Raw genomic sequence first — 22,369 nt, forward strand, 5'->3', positions numbered from 1 at the left:
CGCGGACGGTGGGCGGGGCTGTACTGGAGTCATGAACGCCCGCACCGGTGCCTCCATGGCCGTCGTCTCCATGCTCTGCGTCCAGCTGGGGCTGGCCGTGTCGGTCGGCCTGATCGACGACCTGGGTCCCGAGGGCGCCGCCTGGCTCCGGCTCGCCTGGGCCGGCGTGATCATGCTCGCCGTGGTCCGCCCGCGGCGCGCCGACTTCCCGGCCGGGTCGCTGCTCGCGTGCGTCCTGCTCGGCGTCGTCACCGCCGGGGTGACCATGCTGTTCATGGCGGCGGTCGACCGGCTGCCGCTGGGCACGGCCAGCGCGCTGGAGTTCCTCGGCCCCCTCGGAGTGGCGATCGCGCGCGGCCACGGTGGCCGGCGGACCTGGCCGGCCCTCGCGGCCGTCGGCGTCCTGCTCCTCACCCAGCCGTGGACCGGCGAGGCCGACCCGGTCGGGGTCGCGTTCGCCCTGGGGGCGGCCGTCTGCTGGGCGGCGTACATCCTGCTGACGCAGCGCGTCGGCGACGAGGTCACCGGCCTCAAGGGCCTGGCGATCTCGATGCCGGTCGCCGGCCTGGTCGCGACGCTCGTCGCCGGGCCGTCGGCGTTCGGCCGGCTCACGCCCGAGCTGCTGCTGGTCGGTCTCGGGCTCGCGATCCTGCTGCCGGTGGTGCCGTTCGCCTTGGAGCTGCTCGCGCTGCGCCGACTGACGACGTCGGCGTTCGGCACCCTGATGAGCCTGGAGCCGGCGTTCGCGCTGGTGATCGGGTTCCTGGCGCTGAGCCAGGCGCCGGGCTGGGTGGCGGTGGCCGGGGTCGGGTTCGTGGTCGCCGCCGGGGTCGGCGCCGAGCGCACTGGCGCCCGCGAGCCCGAGGAGCTAGAGGCCCACGGCCTGCTCCAGGTGACCTAGCTCGTCGTCCAGGTGCGTCAGCAGCCGCTGCAGGTGCGGGACGGTGCGGCGGCAGCCGGTGAGGCCGAACGCCATGTTGCCGTCGTAGGACGTGCAGGTGATGTTGAGCGCCATGCCGTTGATCGGGATCGACAACGGGTAGGTGCCGACGAGCTGGGCGCCGTTCCAGTAGTGCGTCGTGCGGGGTCCGGGGACGTTGCTGATGATGAGGTTGTACGGCGGACGCACGATGCCCTGCATCCGCAGCAGCGGCGTCAGGATCGCCGGCGCCTGGCCGATCGCGCTCATGGCGAGGATCTGCATCGGCGTCATCGACGACAACGCCTCCTTGCCGTCCTTCATCGACCGGTGGATCGCGGCGAGCCGCCGCGCCGGGTCCGCCAGGTCGGTGGCGAGCTGCACCATCACCGCGCCGAGCGCGTTGCCGCCCTCGGCCGAGGCGACCTGCGACTGCTTGGCGTTGAGGCCGACCGGGACCATCGAGACCAACGTCTGGTCGGGCAGCGCGTCCAGCTCGAGGAGGTAGGCGCGCATGGCACCGCTGCACATCGCGAGGACGACGTCGTTGACCGTGGTGCCCGTCGCCTTGCCGATGTCGCGCAGCCGCTCGATGGGCCAGTCCTGCGCGGCGAAGCGGCGTGAGCCGGTGATCTTCTGGTTGAGGATCGTGCGCGGCGCGTAGAGCGACAGCGCGGACGTCTCGTTGCGCAGGCCCTTGCTCAGCGTCTTGACCAGCGCCCCGGGCATCCCCGCGGCCTCGGCGGTGATGCCCAGCGCCGAGCGCAGGGCCTGCACCGGCAGGTCGGAGAGCTCGGGGGCGGCGTCGCGGCGCGGCCTGCGCGCGCCGGGCTGCGCCGCCCAGGGCGCCGCCATGCCGCGCTCGTCGGGGTCGGTGGAGAGCACGCTGGCCAGCAGCCGCATCGCGGAGACGCCGTCGACCAGCGCGTGGTGGGTCTTGGTGTACATCGCGACGCGGCCGTCGCGCAGGCCCTCGATGATGTGCGCCTCCCACAGCGGGCGCTCCCGGGCCAGGCGGGTGCTGTGCAGGCGGCCGCACAGGTCCAGGAGCTCGCGCACGCGGCCGGGCTTGGGCAGCGCGCTGTGCCGCACGTGGTGCTCGATGTCGAACTGCTCGTCGGGCTCCCAGACCCACTGGCCGGCCGTGCGCACCGAGCGGTAGGGCCGCTTGAGGAACAGCGGCGCGATCTCCTCGACGTCGCTCATCTGCTCGTACATCTCGCGCACGTAGCCGCGCCCCGCGCCCTCCGGCTTCTTGAAGAGCTGGAGACCACCGACGTGCATCGGCATGCTCCGGTTCTCGGCGAACAGGAAACCGGTCCCGGTGGGATCGATCGGAGTGACCACGGTGAGCCTTTCGTAGGAGCGCATCCTTGCGGGCCGTGACCGCCGCCACAAGCACCGGGGGCCTCCCTCGGCCCTCGGGGGAGGGCGGTGCCGCCCGAGGGGCCGCTGTCCGTCCACAGGAGGCCGCTCCCGCCGGTCCCGTCCCCAGGTCGACGCGCGACCCGGGCCGGCTGTCGTCCGGGGCTCCTAGCGTCGCCGCCATGAAGATCCTCGCCGCCCTGCTCACGGGGCTCCTGCTGACCCTCGGCGTCGCCGGCCTGGCCCGCGCCGACGACGACCACCACGTCCACGAGCCGCCGCTCGCGTCCCTCCCTCGCGTCATCGTCGAGGTGGAGGGCGACGCGGCCGACGGCTTCGGCATCCACTACGACGACGGCACCGCGCTCTTCCCTCCCACCGACTCCGAGGCCTACGCCGAGTGCGGTGAGTACGACCGCCGGGTCGCCCGCGTGCGCTGCCGCACCGAGGTCCGCGTCTGGTACCGCGACCTGGCCGACCTCCGCCGGGCGTTGGAGCACGCTCGTGCCGGCTGACGGTCGGGGTCCGCTGCCGACGTCGTCGGGGCGGGCCGTGGCCGTCGCCGACCCTCCTCTGAGACCATGCCGTCATGGAGGCCGGAGCGCTCGACCGCATGCGGGCACGCGGCCGCACGTCGCTGCGCGAACGGCTAGTCCGGCTGCGGGTCAAGCGATGGCACATCGTCCAGTGCGCGCTCGCGGCGGGCGTGGCGTGGTTCGTCGCGGCCGACCTGCTGGGTCACACCACCCCGTTCTTCGCCCCCATCGCGGCGGTGGTCAGCCTCGGGACCTCCTACGGCCAGCGGCTGCGCCGCGTCGCCGAGGTGACCCTGGGTGTGGCCATCGGCGTCTTCATCGCCGACCTGCTCGTGAGCCAGCTCGGCTCCGGTGGCTGGCAGCTCGTCATCATCGTCGCGCTGGCCATGACCACCGCGTTCCTGCTCGACGGCGGCCAGCTGTTCGTGACCCAGGCGGCGGTGCAGTCGATCGTGGTCAGCACGTTGATCCCCGATCCCGGCGCCGCCCTCACGCGCTGGACCGACGCGCTGGTGGGCGGGGCGGTGGCGCTGGTGGCCGCCACGGTGGCGCCCGCGGCTCCGTTGCGACGCCCGCGCGAGCAGGCGGCGCTGGTGATGGGCAAGGTCGCCGAGCTGCTGCGGGCGGCGGGGGAGGTGATGGTCGACGGCGAGGCCGAGCGCGGGCTGGCGCTGCTGGCCGAGGCCCGCTCGACCGACCCGCTGATCCGCGAGCTCCAGTCGGCGGCCGACGAGGGGATGTCGGTCGTGGCGTCCTCGCCGTTCCGCGTGCGCCACCGCGACGGGTTGCGCCGCATGAGCGACCTGGTCGACCCCCTCGACCGCACCCTGCGGTCCACGCGCGTGCTGGTCCGCCAGACCGCGGTCGCGGCCTACCGGGACCGGCCGGTGCCGGCCTCCTACGCCGAGCTGGCCCGGGAGCTCGCGGACGCGGCGGAGCTGGTGGCCACCGAGCTGGCGGCCGACCGGATGGCGGTGGCGGCGCGCCCCGCGGTGCTCGAGGTCGGGGAGGGCACGGGCCACGTCGAGCGCTCCGACGTCCTGGCCGCCGAGGTGATCCTGGCCCAGCTCCGCTCGATCGTCGTCGACCTGCTGCTGCTCACCGGCCTGGACGAGACGGAGTCCACCGACGCGCTGCCCCCACCGCGGTGAGCGCCGGGGCGGTCCCGGCGCCACACTCCGGGTCGACCCGGTGGGTGCTGCACGTCGACCTGGACCAGTTCGTCGCCGCGGTCGAGGTGCTGCGACGGCCCGAGCTGGTCGGGCTGCCGGTGGTCGTCGGCGGTCGCGGCGACCCCACCGAGCGGGCGGTGGTCTCCACCGCGTCCTACGAGGCCCGCGAGCTCGGCGTGGGCTCGGGCATGCCGCTGCGGCTGGCGGCGCGCAAGGCGCCGGACGCGGTGTTCCTGCCGGTCGACGCGGCGGCGTACGACGCGGCGTCCGCGGTCGTCATGGAGACCCTGCGCGCCCAGCGGTGGGACGGCGCGCCGGTCGACGTCGAGGTGCTCGGCTGGGACGAGGCGTTCGTGGCCCAGCACCCGGCCGAGCACCCGGCCGAGCGTCCGGATGAGCGTCCGGGTGAGGGGGAGGGGGGTGGGTTCCCCCGAGAGCGTGACCAGGACCGGCGCGACCCGGTCGCGTTCGCGGAGCAGCTCCGGGCGGCGGTGCTGGAGGCCAGCGCGCTGCACTGCTCGGTGGGGATCGGCAACAACAAGCTGCAGGCCAAGATCGCGACCGACTTCGGCAAGCCGCGCGGGGTCTACACGATCACCGACGAGACGTGGTTCGAGGAGATGGGCGAGCGCCCGACCCGGGCGCTGTGGGGGATCGGCGCCAAGACGGCGAAGAAGCTCGCCGCGCTGGGCATCGACACGGTGCGCCAGCTGGCCGAGTCCGACGTCCGGGTTCTCGCCGCCGAGCTCGGCCCGACGATGGGCCCGTGGTACCACCGGCTCGGCCGGGGCGTCGACTCCAGCCCGGTGGACCCCCAGCCCTACGTGCCGCGCGCCCACGGGCGCGAGGAGACGTTCCAGGTCGACCTGGAGGAGTGGTCCCTCGTCGAGGACGCCGCCCGCCGGCTCACCCACCGCGTCGTCGCCGACATCGACGCCGAGGGGCGCCCGGCGGCCCGCGTGGGGATCAAGGTGCGCTTCAAGCCGTTCTTCACCGTCACCCGCAGCCTGACGCTGCCGGCGCCGACCAACGACCCCGAGGTCCTCGGTGCGGCCGCGGTGGAGCTCCTCGGGCGCGTCGACCAGGACCGGCCCGTCCGCCTGCTCGGCGTGCGGCTCGAGATGACCGAGCCCGAGGGCGGCTACTGAGGCGTGCGGGGCCCGGTCACGAGCCGGACGGCGCCCTCGCGGCGCGGGTCCGCGGCGGCGCTCAACCGGCCGTCCGCGCCGACCACGGCCGCGCCGACGCCGCCGAAGTACATCGTCGGCTCCGACTCCACCTTGAGCTCCTCCTCCGGGCGCCCCGCCCGGTGCAGGTGCACGCGCGGGTGGTCGACGGCGTCGCGCAGCGAGAGGCCGCCGCTCACGTAGGAGGCCAGCACCTGGGTGATGGCGGTGGTGATCCGGTCGGCCCCGGGAGAGCCGATCGCGAGCGCCGAGCCGTCGTCGTGACGACCGACGGTGGGCGCCATGTTGGACAGCAGCCGGGTCCCGGGCGCCAGCCCGTGCAGGCCCCGCGGGTTGAGCTCCTGCTCGCCGAGGCAGTTGTTGAGCCAGATCCCGGTGCCGCTCGCGATGAAGCCGGCGCCGTAGCCCGACGACACGGTCACCGAGCAGGCCAGGCCGTCGCTGTCGGTGGCCGAGACGTGCGCGGTGGAGCCCGACTCCAGCACCGCGAGGTGGTCGCGGTCGACCTGCGCCAGGAACGCCGCCGCGGCGCCGACGACGTCGTCGGTGTGGTCGAGGACGTCGAGTCGGTGCCCGAGGACCGCGCGCTGCACCCGCACCAGGTGCTCGACGTCCGCCGGCGTCCAGGGCCCGCGCGGACGGTCCTCCAGCAGGCGCAGCATCGCGGCCACGCAGACGCCGCCGACCGACGGCGGTGGGGTGGTCGCCAGGGTCCAGGGCCCGATCCGGGTCGTCAGGGAGGGACGCACCACCGGCGCGTACGACGCCAGGTCCTCGCGGCCCAGGACGCCGCCGCGCCCCAGGACGTCGTCGGCGATCCGCTGCCCGAGGTCTCCGGCGTGCAGGGCCGACGGGCCGTGCCGGGCGATCTCCTCGAGCGAGCCCACCAGGTCGGGCAGCAGCACGAGCCCGGTCGTCACCTGGCCGTGCTCGTCGTGCAGCGCGACCCGGCTGGCCTCGTCCCAGCCGAAGATGTCGTCGTGCACGTGGTCGAGGTAGTAGCGCGAGGCCCGGCTGAGCCGGAAGCCCCCGCGCGCGACGTCCACGGCGGGCGCGACCAGCTCGCGCCAGGGCAGGCGGCCCTGGCGTGCGTGGGCCTCGCCGAACGCCGCCACCGACCCGTGGGCCGCGACCGAGCCCGGACCGATGGTGACGTCCACGCCGCCGCCGTACTCGGTGAAGACGTCCCACGTGCCGCCGCCCAGCTCGCGGCCGCCGCGTCCGGGCATGTCCATCCAGCCGTCGACCGTGAAGGGCGCGGCGTCCGGGGGCTGCACCGTGACGAAGCCGCCCGAGCTGAGCGAGACGATGCCGACCTCGTTGACCATGGTCACGAGCGCCGCGGCCAGCGCCGCGTCCACGGCGTTGCCGCCCGCCAGGGCCGCCCGCTCGCCGGCGGCCGCGGCGGCCTCGTTGGGTGCCGCGAGCGCGACGTCCGGCACCCTCAGAGCCCGTCGCGCAGCTCGCGGACGACCGAGTCGACGACGGCGACCAGGTCACCGCCGGTCCGCTCGGCCACGGCGCGCTGTCGCTGGTAGGACGCACCGCGCCGCACGATGTCGAGCACCGAGCGGAGCTCGGCCTCGCAGCCGAGCCGGTCGGCGACCGGCGAGAGGTGCTCGACCAGGTCGACGAGGTCCTCGGTCACCAGCCGCTCCTCGGACTGCGCGTCGAGGATCACGATCGCGTCGAGGCCGTAGCGCGCCGAGCGCCACTTGTTCTCCTGCACGTGCCACGGCGGCATCGTGGGCAGCGTCTCGCCGCCGGCCAGCCGGGTGTCCAGGTCGACGACCAGGCAGTGCACGAGCGCCGTCAGCGCGGCCAGGTCCTCGAAGGTCGAGACGCCGTCGCAGACGCGGGTCTCGAGGGTGCCGAGGTGCGGCGCGGGCCGCACATCCCAGCGGACCTCCGAGAGCACCTCGATCACCCCGGTGGTGAGCTGGTCCTGCACGAAGCGCTCGTACTCCGCCCAGGTCTCGAACTGGAACGGCAGCCCCGCGGTCGGCAGCTGCTGGAACATCAGGGCCCGGTTGGACGCGTAGCCGGTGTCGACGCCGGCCCAGATCGGCGACGAGGCCGACAGCGCCTGGAGGTGGGGGTAGTAGTTGAGCAGCGCCGAGAGCACCGGCATCACGCGCTTCCGCTCCGGCAGCCCCACGTGGACGTGGACGCCCCAGATGAGCATCTGCCGGCCCCACCACTGGGTGCGGTTGATGAGCTCGGCGTAGCGGTGGCCCTCGGTCAGCTGCTGCGCGGTCCAGGAGGCGAAGGGGTGCGTGCCGCCGCCGAAGAGGTCGAGGCCGAGCTCGTCGGCGGCCGGCACGACCGCAGCCAGCGTGTCGCGCAGGCTGCCCATCGCCTCGTCGACCGTGTGGCACACGGGCGTGACGACCTCGACGGTGTTGCGCAGCAGCTCCTGGTGCAGGCGCTCGGGGTCGGCCATGCGGTGCCGGGCGCGGGCGAAGAGGTGGGAGGCGTCGTTGCGCAGGTCCCGGGTCTTGCGGTCCACGAGGGCCAGCTCCCACTCGACGCCGAGCGTCGGCTCGGGAGACCCGTGGAAGTCGATGCGCACGCGACAAGCGAAGCACACCCCGCAGGTCAGCGGCGCGCCAGGCGCTCCAGCCAGGCGTCGGCGCTGCCGTCGAACGGCGCCAGCCGCTGCTCGACCGCGACGCGGATGCGTGCGGCGGTCGCTGACGCGAGCGCGACGACGTCCTCGGGGTAGCCCAGCTCCACCTGGTGCAGCGCGAACTCGTCCTCGTCGTCGACCCACACCCGCCCGTCGGTCTCGCGGATGACGTCGAGGTCCAGGTCGACCGCGCGCACGACGTGGCCGTCCCAGTACGGCGGCGTCGTCATGTCGACGTAGGTGTGCACCGGCCCGCGGGGCGCGTGGAACGTCGCCAGCCAGCCGCGCTCCGCGTCGGGTCCGGGCGCGGGCACGAGTCCCACCTGGTCGACCGGGGAGACGACCGACAGGCCGGGGCGGGTCATCTGCGTCCCGCCGGGGAAGCCGAGCCAGTCGCCGTGCTCGTCGCTGCCGAGGGCGACCGCGTCGAACTCCCAGTGGGGGCGGTCGCCCCACTTGCTCATGACGACCCGGACGGCGTCGCCCGGTCGTGGGGTCACAGCACCCGCCGCGAGGCGCGCGCCACAACGTCCTGGTAGCGCGAGCCGAGCAGCTTGGCGCCCGTGTGGAGGGCGTGGGCGTCCCAGCCGACCAGCACTCGCGCCTTGTTGCGCAGGATGCCCTTGACGATGATCGAGGCGGCCTTCTCGGGCGTCATCTTGGCCAGCTTCTCGTCGAAGAGCTTGGCGTTGGACTGCTGGTCCTCGGCGAGGGCGGAGCGGGCGTTGCGGGCGATCGCGGTCTTGATGCCGCCCGGGTGCACCGCCGTCACACCGACGGGGTGGCCGGCCGCGAGCATCTCCTCGCGCAGCGCCTCGGTGAGCCCGCGCACGGCGTACTTGGTGGCGTTGTAGGCGCTCTGGCCCGGCATCGAGACCAGCCCGAAGAGGGAGGAGAGGTTGACGACGTGGCCGTCGCCGGAGGCGATGAGGTGGGGGAGGAACTCCTTGGTGCCGTGGACGACGCCCCAGAAGTTGATCCCGACGATCCACTCCATGTCGTCGTAGTCGAGGTCGGCGAGGTTGCCGGCCAGCGCGACGCCGGCGTTGTTGATCACGACGTTGACGCGGCCGAAGTGCTCGACCACCGCGACGGCGTACGCCGCGAAGGCCTCGCGGTCGGCGACGTCGAGCCGGTCGCTGCGCACCTCGGCGGCACCGGCCGCCTTCACCTGGGCGACGGTCGCGGCGAGCCCGGCCTCGTCCACGTCGGACAAGGCCAGCAGCGAGCCGCGCCCGGCCAGGTCGAGGGCCAGCGCGCGTCCGATGCCGGACCCGGCGCCGGTGATGACGACGACCTTGCCGTCCAGGTTCCTCATGAGTAGGCCTCCATGTCGAAGGACGCCAGGCGGCGTCGGAAGTCCGCGGTGGACCGCGGCCACAGGGTGGTGTTGCGTCCGTGCTCGTCGAGGTACCAGCTCTGGCAGCCTCCGGTCGTCCAGACCGTGCGCCGCATCCGCCGCTGCAGGGACCGGTTCCAGGCCGCGGTGGCGTCGGCGCGCGGCTCGACGGCGGCGAGGCCGCGGCGACGCACGGTCCGGATCGCGTCGCGCACGTAGGCCACCTGTGACTCGATCATGAAGATCATGCTCGTGTGGCCCTGCCCGGTGTTGGGGCCGACCAGCAGGAAGAGGTTGGGGAAGTCCGGCACCGTCGTGCCCTTGTACGCCGCCATGCCGGTCTGCTCCCACCTCTCGGCGAGCGTGTGGCCGGTGCGCCCCCGCAGGTGGTGGGCGATCGGCAGGTCGGTGGTGTGGAAGCCGGTCGCCACGACCAGCACGTCGATCTCGCGCTCGGTGCCGTCCTCGGTGACGACGGCCGTGCCGGTGACCTTGGCGATCGGGTCGGTGACCAGCTCGGTGTTGTCGGCGGCGAGCGCGGGGTAGTAGGTGTTGGAGCGCAGCACACGCTTGCAGCCGAACTCGAACGTCGGCCGGACCTTCTCGCGCAGGACGGGGTCGGCGATGCCCTTGTCGATGTTCTTCAGCGCCAGGACCTTGGCCGGGGCCGCGATCTTGGGCTGCAGCGTGAAGGCCGGCACGTAGGCCTCGTGGGACCAGTAGAGGCCGGTGCGGTAGAGCCGGCGCAGTCCCGGGACGCGGCGCAGTGCGGCCCGCTCCAGGCGGGAGTAGGGGCGGTCGTTGCGCGGGATCACCCACGGCGCGGTGCGCTGGTAGACGTCGAGGTGGCCGGCGACGCGCTGGAGCTCGGGGACGATCTGGATGGCCGAGGCGCCGGTGCCGATCACGGCGACCCGCTTGCCGGTGAGGTCGACGTCGTGGTTCCAGCGCGCGGAGTGGAAGACCTCGCCATGGAAGCCCTCCAGGCCCTCCAGGTCCGGCAGCTTGGGCTCCTCGAGCGCGCCGGCCCCGACGATCAGGAAGCGCGCCGACCAGACCCCGCGCGGCGTCGTGACCGTCCAGCGCTGCGCGGCGTCGTCCCAGGCGGCGTCGGTCAGCGGGGCGTCGAACTCGAAGCGGTCCAGCGTGCCGGACTCGGCCGCGACCTGCTGGACGTAGGCCTGGATCTCGGGCTGGGGGGAGTAGCTGTTGGACCAGTCGTAGCCGGCGAAGGAGAACGAGTAGAGCTGGCTCGGGACGTCGCAGGTGGCGCCGGGGTAGGTGTTGTCGCGCCAGGTGCCGCCGACGTCGCTGCCCTTCTCGAGCACCACGAAGTCGGTCTCACCGTCCTCCTGGAGCTTGATCGCGGCGCACAGCCCGGCGAAGCCGGAGCCGACGATCACGTGGTCGACGAGGCGGGGGGTGGTCATGCGGTGACGGTATTGCCCTTATTGAATGAGTGTCAATAGAATGTCCCTGTGACGGCACCCGCACGGACCCGGCTCTCGCCCGAGGAGCGCCGCTCCCAGCTCCTCGACCTGGGCGTGCGCCTGCTCGCGACCCGGTCCCTCGAGGAGCTCTCGATCGACATGCTGGCCGAGGAGGCCGGCATCTCGCGCGGGCTGCTCTACCACTACTTCGGCAGCAAGCACGCCTTCCACGAGGCCGTCGTACGCCGCGCGGCCGACGACCTGATCGCCCAGACCGCCCCGCCCGGCGACGGCGAGCCGCTGGAGCGCCTGCTGGTCTCGGTCACGGCCTACGTCGACTACGTGGACGCCAACTACGAGGGCTACCTCTCGCTGGTCAAGGGCGCGGCCGGCAACGACACGCTGCGCGAGATCTACGAGGAGGCGCGCGCCGCGCTCACCGACCGGATCTTCCGCGAGGACGCCCAGGGCCAGATCATCACCGACACCGCGACCAACCGGCTCGTGGTGCGCGGCTGGTCGGCCATGATCGAGGAGCTCGTGCTGTCCTGGCGCGCCGAGCCCGACGGCGTGGGCCGCGACCGGCTGATCGCCGTCATGGCGGCCTCGCTGCCCGCCATCGTCGGGGTCATACCGCCTGCGTGAGGTCGTAGACGGTCACCCCGTCGACGGTCTGCGCGGCGTACGTCGCGGCGACCCACGCGCTGATCTCGGAGGCCGCCTGTGAGCCGCCGTCCTGACCGCCCATCCCCATCCCGGCGCCCATCCCACCGCCGGCGATGAAGTAGTGGATCTCGCCCTCGGCGACGTGCTCCTGGAACTGCGCCAGCGTCGGGCTCGGGTCGCTGCCGTTGAACCCGCCGACCGGCATCACCGAGCGCTCGGTGGCCAGCTGGTAGCCGGCGGCGGTGTTGGCACCCACCGCGGCCGCGACCCACGTGTAGGAGTTCGCGTCGTCCAGCAGCAGGTCGGTCAGCGCGTCCGTGGACGTGCTGCCGTCGAGCAGGCCGCCCGCGCCGCCCATCCCACCTCGGCCGCCCATGCCGCCCATGCCGCCGCCGGTGCTGGGTCCGGCGGTGGGGATGGAGCCGGTGTGGGCGGTGCCCACGGTCGCCAGCGAGTACGCCGCCGGCCCGGTCAGCGCGGCGAGCAGCGCGGCAGCCGCGACGACCGCGGCGACGCGACGCGGGAGGTGCCGCACGCCGACGACCATCAGTGCGGCGGCCAGACCGACCGTGGCGACGACGTAGCGCAGCCACGGCAGCCAGTCGGGGGTCCGGTCGAGCAGGAAGAACGCCCACGCGCTGGTGAGCGCCGTCGCGACGCCGAGGGTGGCGCTCACGGCCACGGACTCACGGCGCTGCCACAACCCCCAGGCGCCGGTGCCGACGAGTGCGCCGATCGCGGGAGCCAGCGCGACGGTGTAGTAGGCGTGGTAGATCCCGGCCATGAAGCTGAACGTCAGCAGCGTGACGACCAGCCACGTGAGCCACAGCGTCAGCGAGGCCCGGGTCGTGCGGCTGCCCCGGCGCGTGAGCCACAGCGCGGCGACGCCCAGGACCAGGGCGGCCGGGACCAGCCAGGCGACCTGACCGCCGTTCTCGGAGCCGAACATCCGCAGGATGCCGGTCGAGCCCCAGCCGCCACCGCCGCCGACCGAGCCGGTCTCCTCGCCGGTGAGGCGGCCCAGGCCGTTGTAGCCCAGGGTCAGCTCGAGGATCGAGTCGTCCTGCGAGCCGCCGATGTAGGGCCGCGACCCGGCGGGCCACAGCTCCACGATCGCGACGTACCAGGCGGTGCTGGCGACCACGGCCACCAGTGCCACCAGCAGGTGGCCGAGCCGCCGCCACAGCGGTGCGGCGGCGAAGAGCCCGTAGGCCAGCGCGAGCGCCGGCAGCACCAGGAACGACTGCAGCATCTTGGTCAGGAACGCCAGCCCGACCAGGGCGCCGCCGAGCGCGAGCCAGCGCACCGGGTGCCCGCCCTCGACCGCGCGCAGGGTGGCGTAGGCGGCGCCGACCATGAGCAGCACCAGCAGCGCGTCGGGGTTGTTGAAGCGGAACATCAGCGCCGCGACCGGCGTCAGCGCGAGCGTGGCCCCGGCCAGGATCCCGGCCCACGCCGACCCGGTCGTACGGCGGACGGTCGCGGTCAGCAGGGCGACGGTCGCGACCCCGGCGAGCGCCTGCGGCACCAGGAGGCTCCACGAGGACAGCCCGAAGACCCGCACCGACAGCGCCATCGGCCACAGCGCGAGCGGCGGCTTGTCGACGGTGATCGACCCGGCCGCGTCGGAGGCCCCGAAGAACATCGCGCTCCACGACTCCGACCCGGCCTGCGCGGCCGCGGAGTAGAACGCGTTGGCGTAGCCGGACGCGCCCAGTCCCCACAGGTAGAGCACGGCGGTCGCGACCAGCAGCCCGACGTACGCGCCGCGCTCGGCGCCGAGCCCCCGCAACCGCCGGAGTCGTCGCGACGGAGAGGTGGGGGAGGAGGAGGTGGATCCGGAGGCAGCAGTGGGAGCGGAGGCCTCAGCGGGCGCCGTGATCGTCATGCCCACGACCCTCGCGCCGCCGCCTGAGCCACCCCCCAGCCCGACCTGTCAGTCACCTGTGGATAACCGCCGCGCCCCGATAGTCCCTAACAATTTCGTGGTCGAACGTCGCCGGAGACCACGAAATCGTTAGGGACTACCCCGGCGGGCCGGGTCAGGCGGAGGCGGAGACGACGGCCGCGAGCTGGTCGAGGCCCCAGGAGAGGTCCTCGGCGGAGATGACGAGCGGGGGTGCGAGGCGGATCGTGGAGCCGTGGGTGTCCTTGGCGAGGACGCCGCGGGCCATGAGGGCCTCGCAGACCTCGCGGCCGGTGCCGACCGAGGGGTCGATGTCGACGCCGGCCCACAGGCCGCGCACGCGGACGCCGACGACGCCGTGGCCGATCATCGACTCGAGCCGCTCGCGCAGCAGGACCGAGAGCTCCTCGGCGCGGCGCTGGAAGTCGCCGGTGGCGAGCATGTCGACGACCGTGTGGCCCACGGCGCAGGCCAGCGGGTTGCCGCCGAACGTCGAGCCGTGCTGGCCGGGCTTGAGCACGCCGAGCACGTCGCGGTCGGCCACGATCGCCGAGACCGGCACGATGCCGCCGCCGAGGGCCTTGCCGAGGATGTAGATGTCGGGGACGACGCCCTCGTGGTCGCACGCGAAGGTGCGGCCGGTGCGGCCCAGGCCGGCCTGGATCTCGTCGGCGGCGAAGAGCACGTTCTCCCGCGTGCAGGCCTCGCGGACGCCGCGCAGGTAGCCCTCGGGCGGGATGACGACGCCGCCCTCGCCCTGGATCGGCTCGATGAGGACGGCGACGGTGGTGTCGTCGATGGCCGCCTCGAGAGCGGCGAGGTCGCCGTAGGGCACGGTGACGAAGCCGGGCGCGAACGGGCCGAAGCCGTCGCGGGCGTCGGGGTCGTCGGAGAAGCCGACGATGGTGGTGGTGCGGCCGTGGAAGTTGCCGGACGCCACGATGATCGTCGCCCGGTCGGCGGGCACGCCCTTGACCTCGTAGCCCCACTTGCGGGCGACCTTGATCGCGGTCTCGACGGCCTCGGCGCCGGTGTTCATCGGGAGCACGAGCTCCTTGCCGCACAGGTCGCCCAGGGCGGCGCAGAAGTCGGCGAACTGGTCGTGGACAAACGCCCGGCTGGTCAGCGTGAGCTTGTCCAGCTGCGCGTGGGCGGCGGCGACGAGCGCGGGGTGGCTGTGCCCGAAGTTCAGCGCGGAGTAGCCGGCCAGCAGGTCCAGGAAGCGGCCGCCGTCGACGTCGGTCATCCAGGCGCCCTCGGCGTGCGCGACCACGACGGGCAGGGGGTGGTAGTTGTGCGCCGTGCGCTCCTCGGCGCGCGCGAACTCCGCTGCGTTGGTGGCGGGCAGGTCGGTCAGCGTCATCGGGCACTCCTCGTGGTTCCGGGCCGGGGACCGGTCCGTGGTTCAGCGGGTCAGGATTGTCAGACAATCCTCACGAGGAGCCTAGCGCAGGTCCACCCGGAAGCGCGTCTCGCCGGGCTCGCTGGACAGCCGTACGGCGCCGCCGTGCGCCACCACGATCGCCTTCACCAGCGCCAGGCCGAGCCCCACCCCGCCCTCCCGGTGGCGCGCGGCGTCGCCGCGGGCGAAGCGCTCGAACGCGTGCGCGACCAGCCCCGGTGCGAAGCCCGGCCCGTCGTCGGCCACCTCGAAGCCCCGCTCGGTCAGCTGCACGGTGACGTGCGTGCCGGGCGGGGTGTGCTTGCGCGCGTTGGTCAGCAGGTTGGTCACGACCTGGTGCAGCGCCTGCTCGTCGCCCACGACCTCCACGGCCTCCTCGGCGAGCTCGAGCGACCACCGGTGGTCGGGCGCCACCACCCGGGCGTCCTCGACGGCCTCCAGCAGCAGCCGGGTCAGGTCCACGGGCTCACGGGCCAGGGGGCGGCCGGCGTCGAGGCGCGCGAGCAGCAGCAGGTCCTCCACGAGGCGGGTCATGCGCGCCGACTCCTCCTCGACCTTGGCCAGCGCCGCGGCCGCGGCCTCGGGGTCGCCGGGATGGCGGCGGGCCAGCTCGGCGTAGCCGACGATCGTGGTCAACGGCGTGCGCAGCTCGTGGGAGGCGTCGGCGACGAACTGGCGCACCTGCTGCTCGCTGCGGTGCCGCGCGTCCAGCGACGACTCCACGTGCGAGAGCAGGGTGTTGAGCGCCGCGCCGACCTGGCCCACCTCGGTGCGCTCGTCGGTCAGGTGCGCGGGCACCCGCTCGGTGACGCCGACCTCCCCGGACGACAGCGGCAGCGCGGCCACGGTGTGCGCGGTCTCGGCCACCTCGGTCAGCGGTCGCAGCTGGCGGCGTACGACGGTCGAGGCCAGCGCGGCGGTGGTCACCAGGGCCAGCAGGGTCAGCAGCAGCTCCCAGCGCACCACCGAGGCGACCGCGTCGTCGACCGGACCGGTCGGCAGCCCGGTCACCAACGGGCCGTCGACGACGACCCGGTAGGTGCCGTGGTCCGGGATCTCGACCGTGTGGGCCTGCCCGTCGGCCGCGACGTCGCCCAGCGCGGCGAGGGCGTCGCTGGAGAGCTGCTCGCTCTGTCCCAGCTGCTCGTCGAGGATCTCGCCCCGGTCGTTCGCGGGGCTCGCCACGAGGGTGCCGGGCTCCTGGTTGCCGAAGGGTCCCCGTGGCTCCTCGCCGGGCACCGGCCGCGCCCCGTCGCGCAGGCCGGGACCGTCGCCCGCGCGCCGGGCCGACGACAGCACCTTGTCGTCCAGCTGGCCGTAGAGGTAGCCGCGCATCGCGAGCGCGGTGGCGCCACTGACCAGCAGCGCCGACACCGCGACCAGCGCGACGGTGGTCACGACCAGGCGCGAGGCCAGCGAGCGGGGGAGCCTCATGTCGCCGGCTTCAGGACGTACCCGGCGCCGCGCATCGTGTGGATCATCGGCGTGTGGCCGGCGTCGACCTTCTTGCGCAGGTAGGAGATGTAGAGCTCCACGACGTTGGCCTGGCCGCCGAAGTCGTAGTTCCAGACGCGGTCGAGGATCTGCGCCTTGCTCAGGACGCGGCGCGGGTTGCGCATCAGGAAGCGCAGCAGCTCGAACTCCGTCGCCGTCAGGCTGATCTCGGTGCCCGCGCGCCGTACCTCGTGGCTGTCCTCGTCGAGCTCGAGGTCGCCCACGACGATCACCGAGGACTCCTGGGCCTGCTGCGCGCCGGCGCGCCGCATCAGGGCCCGCAGCCGCGCGACGACCTCCTCGAGGGAGAACGGCTTGGTGACGTAGTCGTCGCCGCCGGCGGTCAGACCGGCGATGCGGTCCTCCACGGCGTCGCGGGCGGTGAGGAACAGGACAGGGACGGCCGGGTCGGCCGTGCGCATGCGGCGCAGCACCTCGAGCCCGTCGAAGTCCGGCAGCATCATGTCGAGCACGACGGCGTCTGGGCGCAGGTCCTTGGCGGCGGCGACCGCGCGGGCGCCGGTGTGGGCGGCCTCGACCTGCCAGCCCTCGTAGCGCAGCGCCATGCAGATGAGCTCGGCGATGTTGACCTCGTCGTCGACCACGAGCACGCGCAGCGGGGTGCCGTCGGGGCGGAGCAGGTCACGACTCGGGTCCGGGGGTGCCATGGGCACCACTGTGCCGCGCGGCGCTGTGCGTTTCCTGTGAGCGAGGTGTGGCGAGCCCGGGAGCCCGCTCACGCCCACCTCATCGGTCGGGCACAGCCTCCCCACAGCCTGCGTGCCGATGCTCGAACGATGACCGACCAGAACCCGGCTCCTCAGCCCGTGCCCCCGACCCAGCCCGAGCCCCCGACCCAGCCGCAGCCCGCGGTCCCCGCCCAGCCGGAGCCCGGGCAGCAGCCGGGCTGGCGACACCGCGTCCTCGGCCTGCGTGGCGTCGCCGCGGTCGCGGTCGCCAGCCTGATCCTCGGCGGCGCCGGCGGAGCCGCCCTGGGTGCGCTCAGCAACGGCGCCGAGGACGGCGGCCGTGGCGGCTTCCCTGGCGGACCCGGGGGCGGCCCCGGTCAGATGCAGCAGCGCGACGGCGGCCAGCAGGGAGGCCAGCAGGGCGGTCCCGGCGGCATGCCCGGAGGGATGGCGCCCGGCGGGGTGGCGCCCGGCGGCGTGGCTCCCGGGGCTCCGGTGCCGCCGGGCACGACCCCGCCCGACGACGTCCAGCCCGACAGCGGCGGCACGACCGGGAGCTCGGGCAGCACCACCTGAGCCCGGCACCCAACCGATCTGCTCCGCGTCCCGTCAGAGGGGTGGAAGAGAGTGGAGACCGGGAGGTGGCATGGACGCGCGCGACGACGAGTTCAGTGCGTACGTCGTCGAGCGCCGCGCCCACCTGTACCGCACGGCGTACCTCCTGTGCGGTGACCCGCACCGGGCCGAGGACATCACCCAGCTGGCGCTCGCCAAGCTGTACGGCGCGTGGTCGCGGGCGGTCCGCATGGACTCCGTCGACGCCTACGCGCGCCGGATCGTGGTCAACGCCCACCTCGACGAGGTGCGACGCCCCTGGCAGCGGCGGGAGCGGCCGTCCGCGGAGCCGGCCGAGGGCCGGGTGGCCGCCGCCGCCGGGCTCAGCGCCGAGGACTCCGATGCTCTCTGGACCGCCCTGCGGGGGCTGGCTCCCGGACAGCGGCGCGTGGTGGTGTTGCGGCACTACTGGGGCCTGTCCGTCGACGAGACCGCCGCCGACCTGGGGATCAGCCCCGGCACGGTGAAGAGCCAGACCTCCGAGGCGCTCGCGCGGCTGCGCGGCGCCCTCGCCAGGGTCGATCAGTCCACGGGAGACCAGCGATGAGCCAGCACGAGACGAGCCAGCACGACGTCGAGGAGGCCCTTCAGCGGCTGGCCGCGGGGATGCGGCCACCCGCCGTCCCGGCGGCCGACGACCTCGCCCGCGGCCGGCGCCGGCGTCGGCGGGGCCGGCTCACGGCCGTGGCGGGCACCGTCGCGTGCGTGGCCGCCGTCGGCGTGGTGGCCGCCGTGCTGGACGGCCGCTCCGACGCGCCGCACCCCGTGCCCGGGCCCGTGGCGACAGGCCCGACCGAGCCGGCGGTCCGTGAGATCGAGCCCAGCGCCGGCCCCGGCGGGGGCGTCGTCCCCCCGTTCACCGAGCGCGACATGGACGACATCCGCACCGACCCGGACCTCAACCGCTACCGCGACGTCCTGGCCGAGCGCCTGGACCCGCGGGGGGAGCACCTGGCGAAGGAGGTCTCCAACGAGCAGTCCGGTGGCGGCTCCCGCGGCACCAAGCTCGCCTGGACCAACGACGGCGAGAGCGGGATGGGGATGGTGCAGGTCACCGTCAGTGCCGGGTGGGGAGGGCTCGACAACTGGCGGTGCGGCGCCGGGTGGAGCTGTCGCGAGATCCCCGCGGGGCGCGGGCTGACGGCCGAGGTGGCCGAGCATGACGGCGTCACGGAGGTCGCCGTCGAGCACGAGGACGGCATCGTCGTGGTGATCGCCGTGGACGCGCTGTTCGGCAACAACTCGACCGTCCCGGTCTCCGGCATCGACCTCGGCGAGGACCTGCTCGCCCGCACCGCCGCCGACCCGAGGCTCGACCTGCCCTCCTACGAGGGGGGCGTCCCGCCCTCGCTGGACCAGCGGACCTTCGACCGCGTCGGCCGGCAGGTGCTGGTCGGCGAGGGTGAGGAGGTCGAGACCACCTACACCGGCAACGACGCCCAGCCGTGGGTGGAGGCGGAGTGGACCGACGGCACCGCCCGCGGCACGCTCACCTGGGACGCCACCCAGACCGGCCAGCTGGAGGGCGAGCCCTACGCGTGCCTGCGGGTGCAGTTCCTGCGCTGCGAGGTCCACCAGGTCGACGAGGTGGAGGTGTTCGTCGGCTACGTCCGCCCCAAGTGGGGCGGCGGCTGGCAGGCGACCTACGCCGGACCGTCGTACGCCGTGCGGGTGGTCGTCGAGCCGACCGCGGGCGACTTCCTGCTGGAGCGGGCCTTCGCCTTCGTCACCGACCCACGGTGGCAGCCGGAGCGCTGAAAAGGTCGCGCACGGCCAGCGACGCGAAGACCATGGCCGAGCCGAGCGGCGCTCCCGGGCCGGGGTAGACCTGGCCGAAGACCGACGCGGCGGAGTTGCTCGACGCGTAGAGGCCGGGGATCGGGGAGCCGTCCTCGCGCAGCACCCGGGCGGCGACGTCGGTGACCAGGCCGCCCTTGGTGCCGAGGTCGGAGAGCACGAAGCGGGCGGCGTAGTAGGGCGGCCGGTCGCAGGGGGTGAGTGCCTTGTTCGGGCCGTCGCCGCCGGCGAAGAAGGTGTCGTACTCGTCGTCGCCGCGGCCGAAGTCCTCGTCGACCCCGGACTCGCAGAAGCCGTTGAAGCGCGCGACCGTGCTCGCCAGCGCCTCGGCAGGTACGCCGGTCGCCGCGGCCAGCCCGTCCAGCGTGTCGGCCGTGACCCAGGTGCCGGCGGCGAGGTGCCCGGCCGGGTCGCCCTCGGGCATGGCGATGGCGGGCAGCCGTCCGCCCTCGCGGGAGTCGAAGACGAACCACGACGGCACTCGCGCCGGGTCCCCCTCGGCGGAGGCCGCCATCTCGCGCCCGAAGCGGTCGTAGGGCAGGCACTCGTTGGCGTAGCGCTGCCCGGCGGCGTCGACCATGAGCCCGCTGCGGAAGCCGAGGGTGAACGAGCCGCTGCCGTCGGGGTGCTCCAGGCCCGGGCAGAACCAGCCGACCGCGCTGAAGTCGGCCGCGGCGCCGAGCGCGATCGCGGCCTCGATCGGCTCGCCGGTGTTGGTACCGGCCGGCGCCATGGTCCACGCGGTGTCGCCGGGGATGCCGCGCTCCTGGCGCAGCGCGGCGTTGCCCTCGAAGCCGCCGGCGGCGACGAGCACGCCGCGGCTGGCCCCGATGGTGACCGGTCCCTCGGGCGTCATGGCGGCGACGCCGACGACGCGGCCGTCGTCGTCGGTCAGCAGGCCCGTGACCGGGAGGTTGGTGCGGATCTCGCCGCCCTCGCGCACCAGCACCGCCGCGAGTCGGGCGATCAGCGACTGGCCCCCGCTGAGCGTGTTGCGCCCGCCCTCGCCGGCGCGGTCGCGCTCCACCGGCGGCCGGACCAGCTGCGCCACCTCGGGCGGCAGGTCGCCCCGCTTGACGTCGGTCGGCTGGATCGAGCGCCCGAAGCCGACCCGACCGGGGGCGTCGTAGTACTCCGGGAACGGCAGCCACTCGAAGTCGATGCCGTCGTCGGCCTCCAGCTCGGCGACCAGCTCGGGGGCGTGGGCCAGGAACGCCTCGACCTTCGCCTGGTCGGGGTCGGTGAGGATCGCCTCGAGGTAGGTGCGCGCCGACTCCGTGGAGTCGGCGATGCCGGCACGCTGCTGGACCTGGCTGCCCGGCAGCCAGCAGGCGCCGCCGGAGTACGCCGAGGTGCCGCCGATGAGCGGGGTCTTCTCGACCACGACGACCGACAGCCCCGCCTTCGCCGCGAGGGCCGCGCCCGTGAGCGCCCCGCCGCCCGACCCGACCACGACCACGTCGTACTGCCCCAGATCCGTCACTTCCCGATCCTCGCAACTAGAACGTGTTCTAGCAAGGGTGCGGGGCTGCCGGGTCGGATGCCCGAAACCTCGACGCGCATCGCCGTAGGCGATCTAGGCTGCGCTGTGCGCCACGCCCCCGCGACCCCTCGGCATCTCGCCCTCGCCGCCAGTGTCCTCGTGAGTGCCCTCGTCGGGGTCCTGGTGTCGGCTCTCGCGCTCGCGATGCCCGCTTCCGCCGAGGAGCAGCCCGACCTGCACGTGACGTTCCCGGAGGTGACCCGGTTCAACCCGACGACCACCGACTACGTCGTGCAGCTCGAGGGCTCGGTCACCGAGGGCACCCGCATCTATGCGCAGGCCGGCTGGGGCGGTCTCCAGGAGCTGACGGTCCCGGGTGCGACGCGGATCCAGCTCGGCGACCTCGGCGACACTCGCGTCCAGGTGTTCCGCTGCAGTCCGGGCCGCGACTGTGCCGCCGTCGGGTGCGGCAGCTCGTGCACCTTCATCGCGCAGTCGCCGCCGCTCGCCGTCTACTCGTCCGCGCGGCTCGGGTACGGCGACTACGACACCACCGTGGGCGGTGCCATCTCGCGGACGCTTCGCGTGGGAGCGGCGCCGCAGGCGTCGACGGGGTGGCCCTCCATCGACTGGGCCCTGGTCGCCAGCGCCTCCGTCGACGCCCCCGCCCTGACTGCGGGGACCGTGGGCGAGCGGGACGCCTACGGTGACTCCGCGCTCACCTACGAGGTCCCACGCGGCCTCGCTGCCGGGGAGTACTGGCTGCGACTGTCGACGAGCTCCTCGTCGCCGGAGTTCGGGAGCCTGACCGGGGTCGTCTACCTGCTGCTCACCGTGGACACCAGCGCGCCACGAGGGACGATGAAGGCCTCGCGCGACAGCGTCTTCCCGAGCTTCGACGGCTACCGCGACGAGGTCGTGATGTCGCTGACGGCGGACGAGCCCGTGGCGGTCATGGGGTACGAGCTCCGGGACCGAGCCGGGCGGCTGGTCCTGCGCGACGTCGAGACGCCGTGGCGGGACGACCCGCTGTACGAAGAGGACGACGTCTACGAGCACGGTCGTGTCTGGCGCGAGGAGTGGGACGGCCGGGTGGGCACGAAGCTCGTCCCGGGCACCTACGACTTCCGCTGGGTCGGCTTCGACCGTGCGGAGAACGAGTCCCAGACGACCCCCGTGCGGATCACCGTGTCGAACCACCGGATCCGCCGGGTGACGTGGACCCGGACGTTCCCGGCGGCCCGCACGGTCCTCGACCGTGAGGTGGGCCGCTGCTCGACCCTGCGCCGCCCCGCCACACGGCGCTGGAGGGGATCGCTGGGCTACCTCTCGCAGACCCGGTGCCGCCGTCCGCAGGACAGCGTCGTGGCCACCGTCAACGGGGTCTACGTGCCCAAGGTCGTGGGCCGGGGCCGCGGTGTCGGTTACAAGTCCCTGCGGCTGTCGCTGTACGGCGGCGGACTGCCGGGGCGGCGCGCGCCGTACCTGGTGCTCAACACGTTCAAGGCCGCGGGCGGGGAGGTGGCGCGTCGGGACCAGTTCGGCGCCCGTACGGGCAACCACGGCTTCATCCACGCTCGGCCCCAGGCCATCGTCCGGGACGCCGAGGGACGGCCGTACGTCGCCTGGCAGACCGGCCTCACCGACGGCGCCCGGTATCGCGTCAAGAGCTTCACGGTGACCGTGGAGTACATCGGGCTGGCCGCCCCGCCGGGCTGAACGACGACCGTCCCGGGCGGC

The 22,369-nt window shown here is 73.9% G+C and carries 20 protein-coding genes; 9 read left to right on the forward strand and 11 right to left on the reverse strand.

Translation table 11 applies throughout. The features are described 5' to 3' along the window. Positions 1 to 31: 31 nt before the first annotated feature. Positions 32 to 901, forward strand: coding sequence for an EamA family transporter (locus tag E4622_RS16690; protein WP_209021976.1), 870 nt, complete (start codon positions 32 to 34; stop codon positions 899 to 901). Here the strand turns inward: E4622_RS16690 and E4622_RS16695 are convergent. Then, entirely contained in the window at positions 869 to 2,290 is a 1,422-nt protein-coding gene (locus E4622_RS16695; protein WP_280633770.1) for a wax ester/triacylglycerol synthase family O-acyltransferase, read from the reverse strand. The two genes, E4622_RS16690 and E4622_RS16695, sit on opposite strands and share 33 nt — an antisense overlap. 176 nt (positions 2,291 to 2,466) lie before the next feature. Here E4622_RS16695 and E4622_RS16700 point away from each other — a divergent pair, with 176 nt between their 5' ends. The 3 genes from E4622_RS16700 (at position 2,467) to E4622_RS16710 (ending at position 5,140) form a co-directional block, all read left to right on the forward strand. Then, positions 2,467 to 2,799, forward strand: a complete 333-nt coding sequence (locus tag E4622_RS16700) for a hypothetical protein (protein WP_209021977.1) — start codon at positions 2,467 to 2,469, stop codon at positions 2,797 to 2,799. Between the two features lie 74 nt (positions 2,800 to 2,873). Next, positions 2,874 to 3,971, forward strand: a complete 1,098-nt coding sequence (locus E4622_RS16705) for an FUSC family protein (protein WP_134741325.1) — start codon at positions 2,874 to 2,876, stop codon at positions 3,969 to 3,971. A gap of 44 nt (positions 3,972 to 4,015) precedes the next feature. After that, on the forward strand, positions 4,016 to 5,140 hold the full coding sequence (locus E4622_RS16710) for a DNA polymerase IV (protein ID WP_134741326.1): 1,125 nt from the start codon (positions 4,016 to 4,018) through the stop codon (positions 5,138 to 5,140). On the opposite strand, the gene E4622_RS16715 is transcribed toward E4622_RS16710, so the two are convergent. From E4622_RS16715 to E4622_RS16735, 5 genes are read right to left on the reverse strand one after another with little or no spacing between them, the layout of a single operon-like run. Continuing rightward, entirely contained in the window at positions 5,134 to 6,621 is a 1,488-nt protein-coding gene (locus tag E4622_RS16715) for a gamma-glutamyltransferase (protein WP_245156073.1), read from the reverse strand. The genes E4622_RS16710 and E4622_RS16715 overlap by 7 nt on opposite strands. A gap of 2 nt (positions 6,622 to 6,623) precedes the next feature. Continuing rightward, positions 6,624 to 7,751: a glutamate--cysteine ligase gene (locus E4622_RS16720; protein ID WP_134741328.1), complete on the reverse strand. Its 1,128-nt coding sequence runs from the start codon at positions 7,749 to 7,751 to the stop codon at positions 6,624 to 6,626. Positions 7,752 to 7,777: 26 nt separating this feature from the next. After that, positions 7,778 to 8,308 (reverse strand): DUF402 domain-containing protein, encoded by a 531-nt coding sequence (locus tag E4622_RS16725; protein ID WP_134741329.1) that lies wholly within the window; start codon positions 8,306 to 8,308, stop codon positions 7,778 to 7,780. After that, complete coding sequence (locus tag E4622_RS16730; protein ID WP_134741330.1) at positions 8,305 to 9,126, reverse strand: SDR family NAD(P)-dependent oxidoreductase; 822 nt, start codon at positions 9,124 to 9,126, stop codon at positions 8,305 to 8,307. Before E4622_RS16730 ends, E4622_RS16725 begins: the two co-directional genes overlap by 4 nt. Beyond that, the gene (locus E4622_RS16735) at positions 9,123 to 10,577 is read right to left on the reverse strand and encodes an NAD(P)/FAD-dependent oxidoreductase (RefSeq protein ID WP_134741331.1); all 1,455 of its coding nucleotides are present in this window, start codon (positions 10,575 to 10,577) and stop codon (positions 9,123 to 9,125) included. Before E4622_RS16735 ends, E4622_RS16730 begins: the two co-directional genes overlap by 4 nt. Before the next feature lie 48 nt (positions 10,578 to 10,625). Between E4622_RS16735 and E4622_RS16740 the strand changes: the two genes are divergently transcribed. Further along, positions 10,626 to 11,222 (forward strand): TetR/AcrR family transcriptional regulator, encoded by a 597-nt coding sequence (locus E4622_RS16740; protein ID WP_134741332.1) that lies wholly within the window; start codon positions 10,626 to 10,628, stop codon positions 11,220 to 11,222. On the opposite strand, the gene E4622_RS16745 is transcribed toward E4622_RS16740, so the two are convergent. The 4 genes from E4622_RS16745 to E4622_RS16760 form a co-directional block, all read right to left on the reverse strand. After that, entirely contained in the window at positions 11,206 to 13,131 is a 1,926-nt protein-coding gene (locus E4622_RS16745; protein WP_134741333.1) for a glycosyltransferase family 39 protein, read from the reverse strand. The two genes, E4622_RS16740 and E4622_RS16745, sit on opposite strands and share 17 nt — an antisense overlap. Positions 13,132 to 13,285: 154 nt before the next feature. Then, entirely contained in the window at positions 13,286 to 14,512 is a 1,227-nt protein-coding gene (gene rocD, locus E4622_RS16750; RefSeq protein WP_134741334.1) for an ornithine--oxo-acid transaminase, read from the reverse strand. 81 nt (positions 14,513 to 14,593) lie between these two features. Next, the gene (locus E4622_RS16755) at positions 14,594 to 15,985 is read right to left on the reverse strand and encodes a HAMP domain-containing sensor histidine kinase (RefSeq protein ID WP_134741335.1); all 1,392 of its coding nucleotides are present in this window, start codon (positions 15,983 to 15,985) and stop codon (positions 14,594 to 14,596) included. Then, on the reverse strand, positions 15,982 to 16,713 hold the full coding sequence (locus E4622_RS16760) for a response regulator transcription factor (RefSeq protein ID WP_167736130.1): 732 nt from the start codon (positions 16,711 to 16,713) through the stop codon (positions 15,982 to 15,984). The genes E4622_RS16755 and E4622_RS16760 overlap by 4 nt, the downstream gene beginning before the upstream one ends. A 129-nt stretch (positions 16,714 to 16,842) precedes the next feature. Here E4622_RS16760 and E4622_RS16765 point away from each other — a divergent pair, with 129 nt between their 5' ends. The 3 genes from E4622_RS16765 (at position 16,843) to E4622_RS16775 (ending at position 19,107) form a co-directional block, all read left to right on the forward strand. Next, entirely contained in the window at positions 16,843 to 17,310 is a 468-nt protein-coding gene (locus E4622_RS16765) for a hypothetical protein (protein WP_134741337.1), read from the forward strand. A gap of 70 nt (positions 17,311 to 17,380) precedes the next feature. Next, entirely contained in the window at positions 17,381 to 17,896 is a 516-nt protein-coding gene (locus E4622_RS16770) for a SigE family RNA polymerase sigma factor (RefSeq protein ID WP_134741338.1), read from the forward strand. Further along, positions 17,893 to 19,107, forward strand: a complete 1,215-nt coding sequence (locus tag E4622_RS16775) for a hypothetical protein (protein ID WP_134741339.1) — start codon at positions 17,893 to 17,895, stop codon at positions 19,105 to 19,107. Before E4622_RS16770 ends, E4622_RS16775 begins: the two co-directional genes overlap by 4 nt. Here E4622_RS16775 and E4622_RS16780 read toward each other — a convergent pair. Continuing rightward, positions 19,076 to 20,629 (reverse strand): FAD-dependent oxidoreductase, encoded by a 1,554-nt coding sequence (locus E4622_RS16780; RefSeq protein ID WP_134741340.1) that lies wholly within the window; start codon positions 20,627 to 20,629, stop codon positions 19,076 to 19,078. The genes E4622_RS16775 and E4622_RS16780 overlap by 32 nt on opposite strands. Before the next feature lie 159 nt (positions 20,630 to 20,788). On the opposite strand from E4622_RS16780, the gene E4622_RS16785 reads away from it, so the two are divergent. After that, the gene (locus E4622_RS16785; RefSeq protein ID WP_134741341.1) at positions 20,789 to 22,348 is read left to right on the forward strand and encodes a hypothetical protein; all 1,560 of its coding nucleotides are present in this window, start codon (positions 20,789 to 20,791) and stop codon (positions 22,346 to 22,348) included. Positions 22,349 to 22,369: the final 21 nt, after the last annotated feature.

The organism is Nocardioides sp. 503 (genome assembly GCF_004522095.1).
Lineage (GTDB): Bacteria > Actinomycetota > Actinomycetes > Propionibacteriales > Nocardioidaceae > Nocardioides.

Coding starts and splice junctions, on each gene's coding strand:
- E4622_RS16760 (WP_167736130.1), bottom strand. CDS start 16,713: ATGGCACCCCCGGACCCGAGTCGTGACCTGCTCCGCCCCGACGGCACC.
- E4622_RS16765 (WP_134741337.1), top strand. CDS start 16,843: ATGACCGACCAGAACCCGGCTCCTCAGCCCGTGCCCCCGACCCAGCCC.
- rocD (WP_134741334.1), bottom strand. CDS start 14,512: ATGACGCTGACCGACCTGCCCGCCACCAACGCAGCGGAGTTCGCGCGC.
- E4622_RS16735 (WP_134741331.1), bottom strand. CDS start 10,577: ATGACCACCCCCCGCCTCGTCGACCACGTGATCGTCGGCTCCGGCTTC.
- E4622_RS16690 (WP_209021976.1), top strand. CDS start 32: ATGAACGCCCGCACCGGTGCCTCCATGGCCGTCGTCTCCATGCTCTGC.
- E4622_RS16705 (WP_134741325.1), top strand. CDS start 2,874: ATGGAGGCCGGAGCGCTCGACCGCATGCGGGCACGCGGCCGCACGTCG.
- E4622_RS16730 (WP_134741330.1), bottom strand. CDS start 9,126: ATGAGGAACCTGGACGGCAAGGTCGTCGTCATCACCGGCGCCGGGTCC.
- E4622_RS16755 (WP_134741335.1), bottom strand. CDS start 15,985: ATGAGGCTCCCCCGCTCGCTGGCCTCGCGCCTGGTCGTGACCACCGTC.
- E4622_RS16700 (WP_209021977.1), top strand. CDS start 2,467: ATGAAGATCCTCGCCGCCCTGCTCACGGGGCTCCTGCTGACCCTCGGC.
- E4622_RS16695 (WP_280633770.1), bottom strand. CDS start 2,290: ATGCGCTCCTACGAAAGGCTCACCGTGGTCACTCCGATCGATCCCACC.
- E4622_RS16745 (WP_134741333.1), bottom strand. CDS start 13,131: ATGACGATCACGGCGCCCGCTGAGGCCTCCGCTCCCACTGCTGCCTCC.
- E4622_RS16775 (WP_134741339.1), top strand. CDS start 17,893: ATGAGCCAGCACGAGACGAGCCAGCACGACGTCGAGGAGGCCCTTCAG.
- E4622_RS16770 (WP_134741338.1), top strand. CDS start 17,381: ATGGACGCGCGCGACGACGAGTTCAGTGCGTACGTCGTCGAGCGCCGC.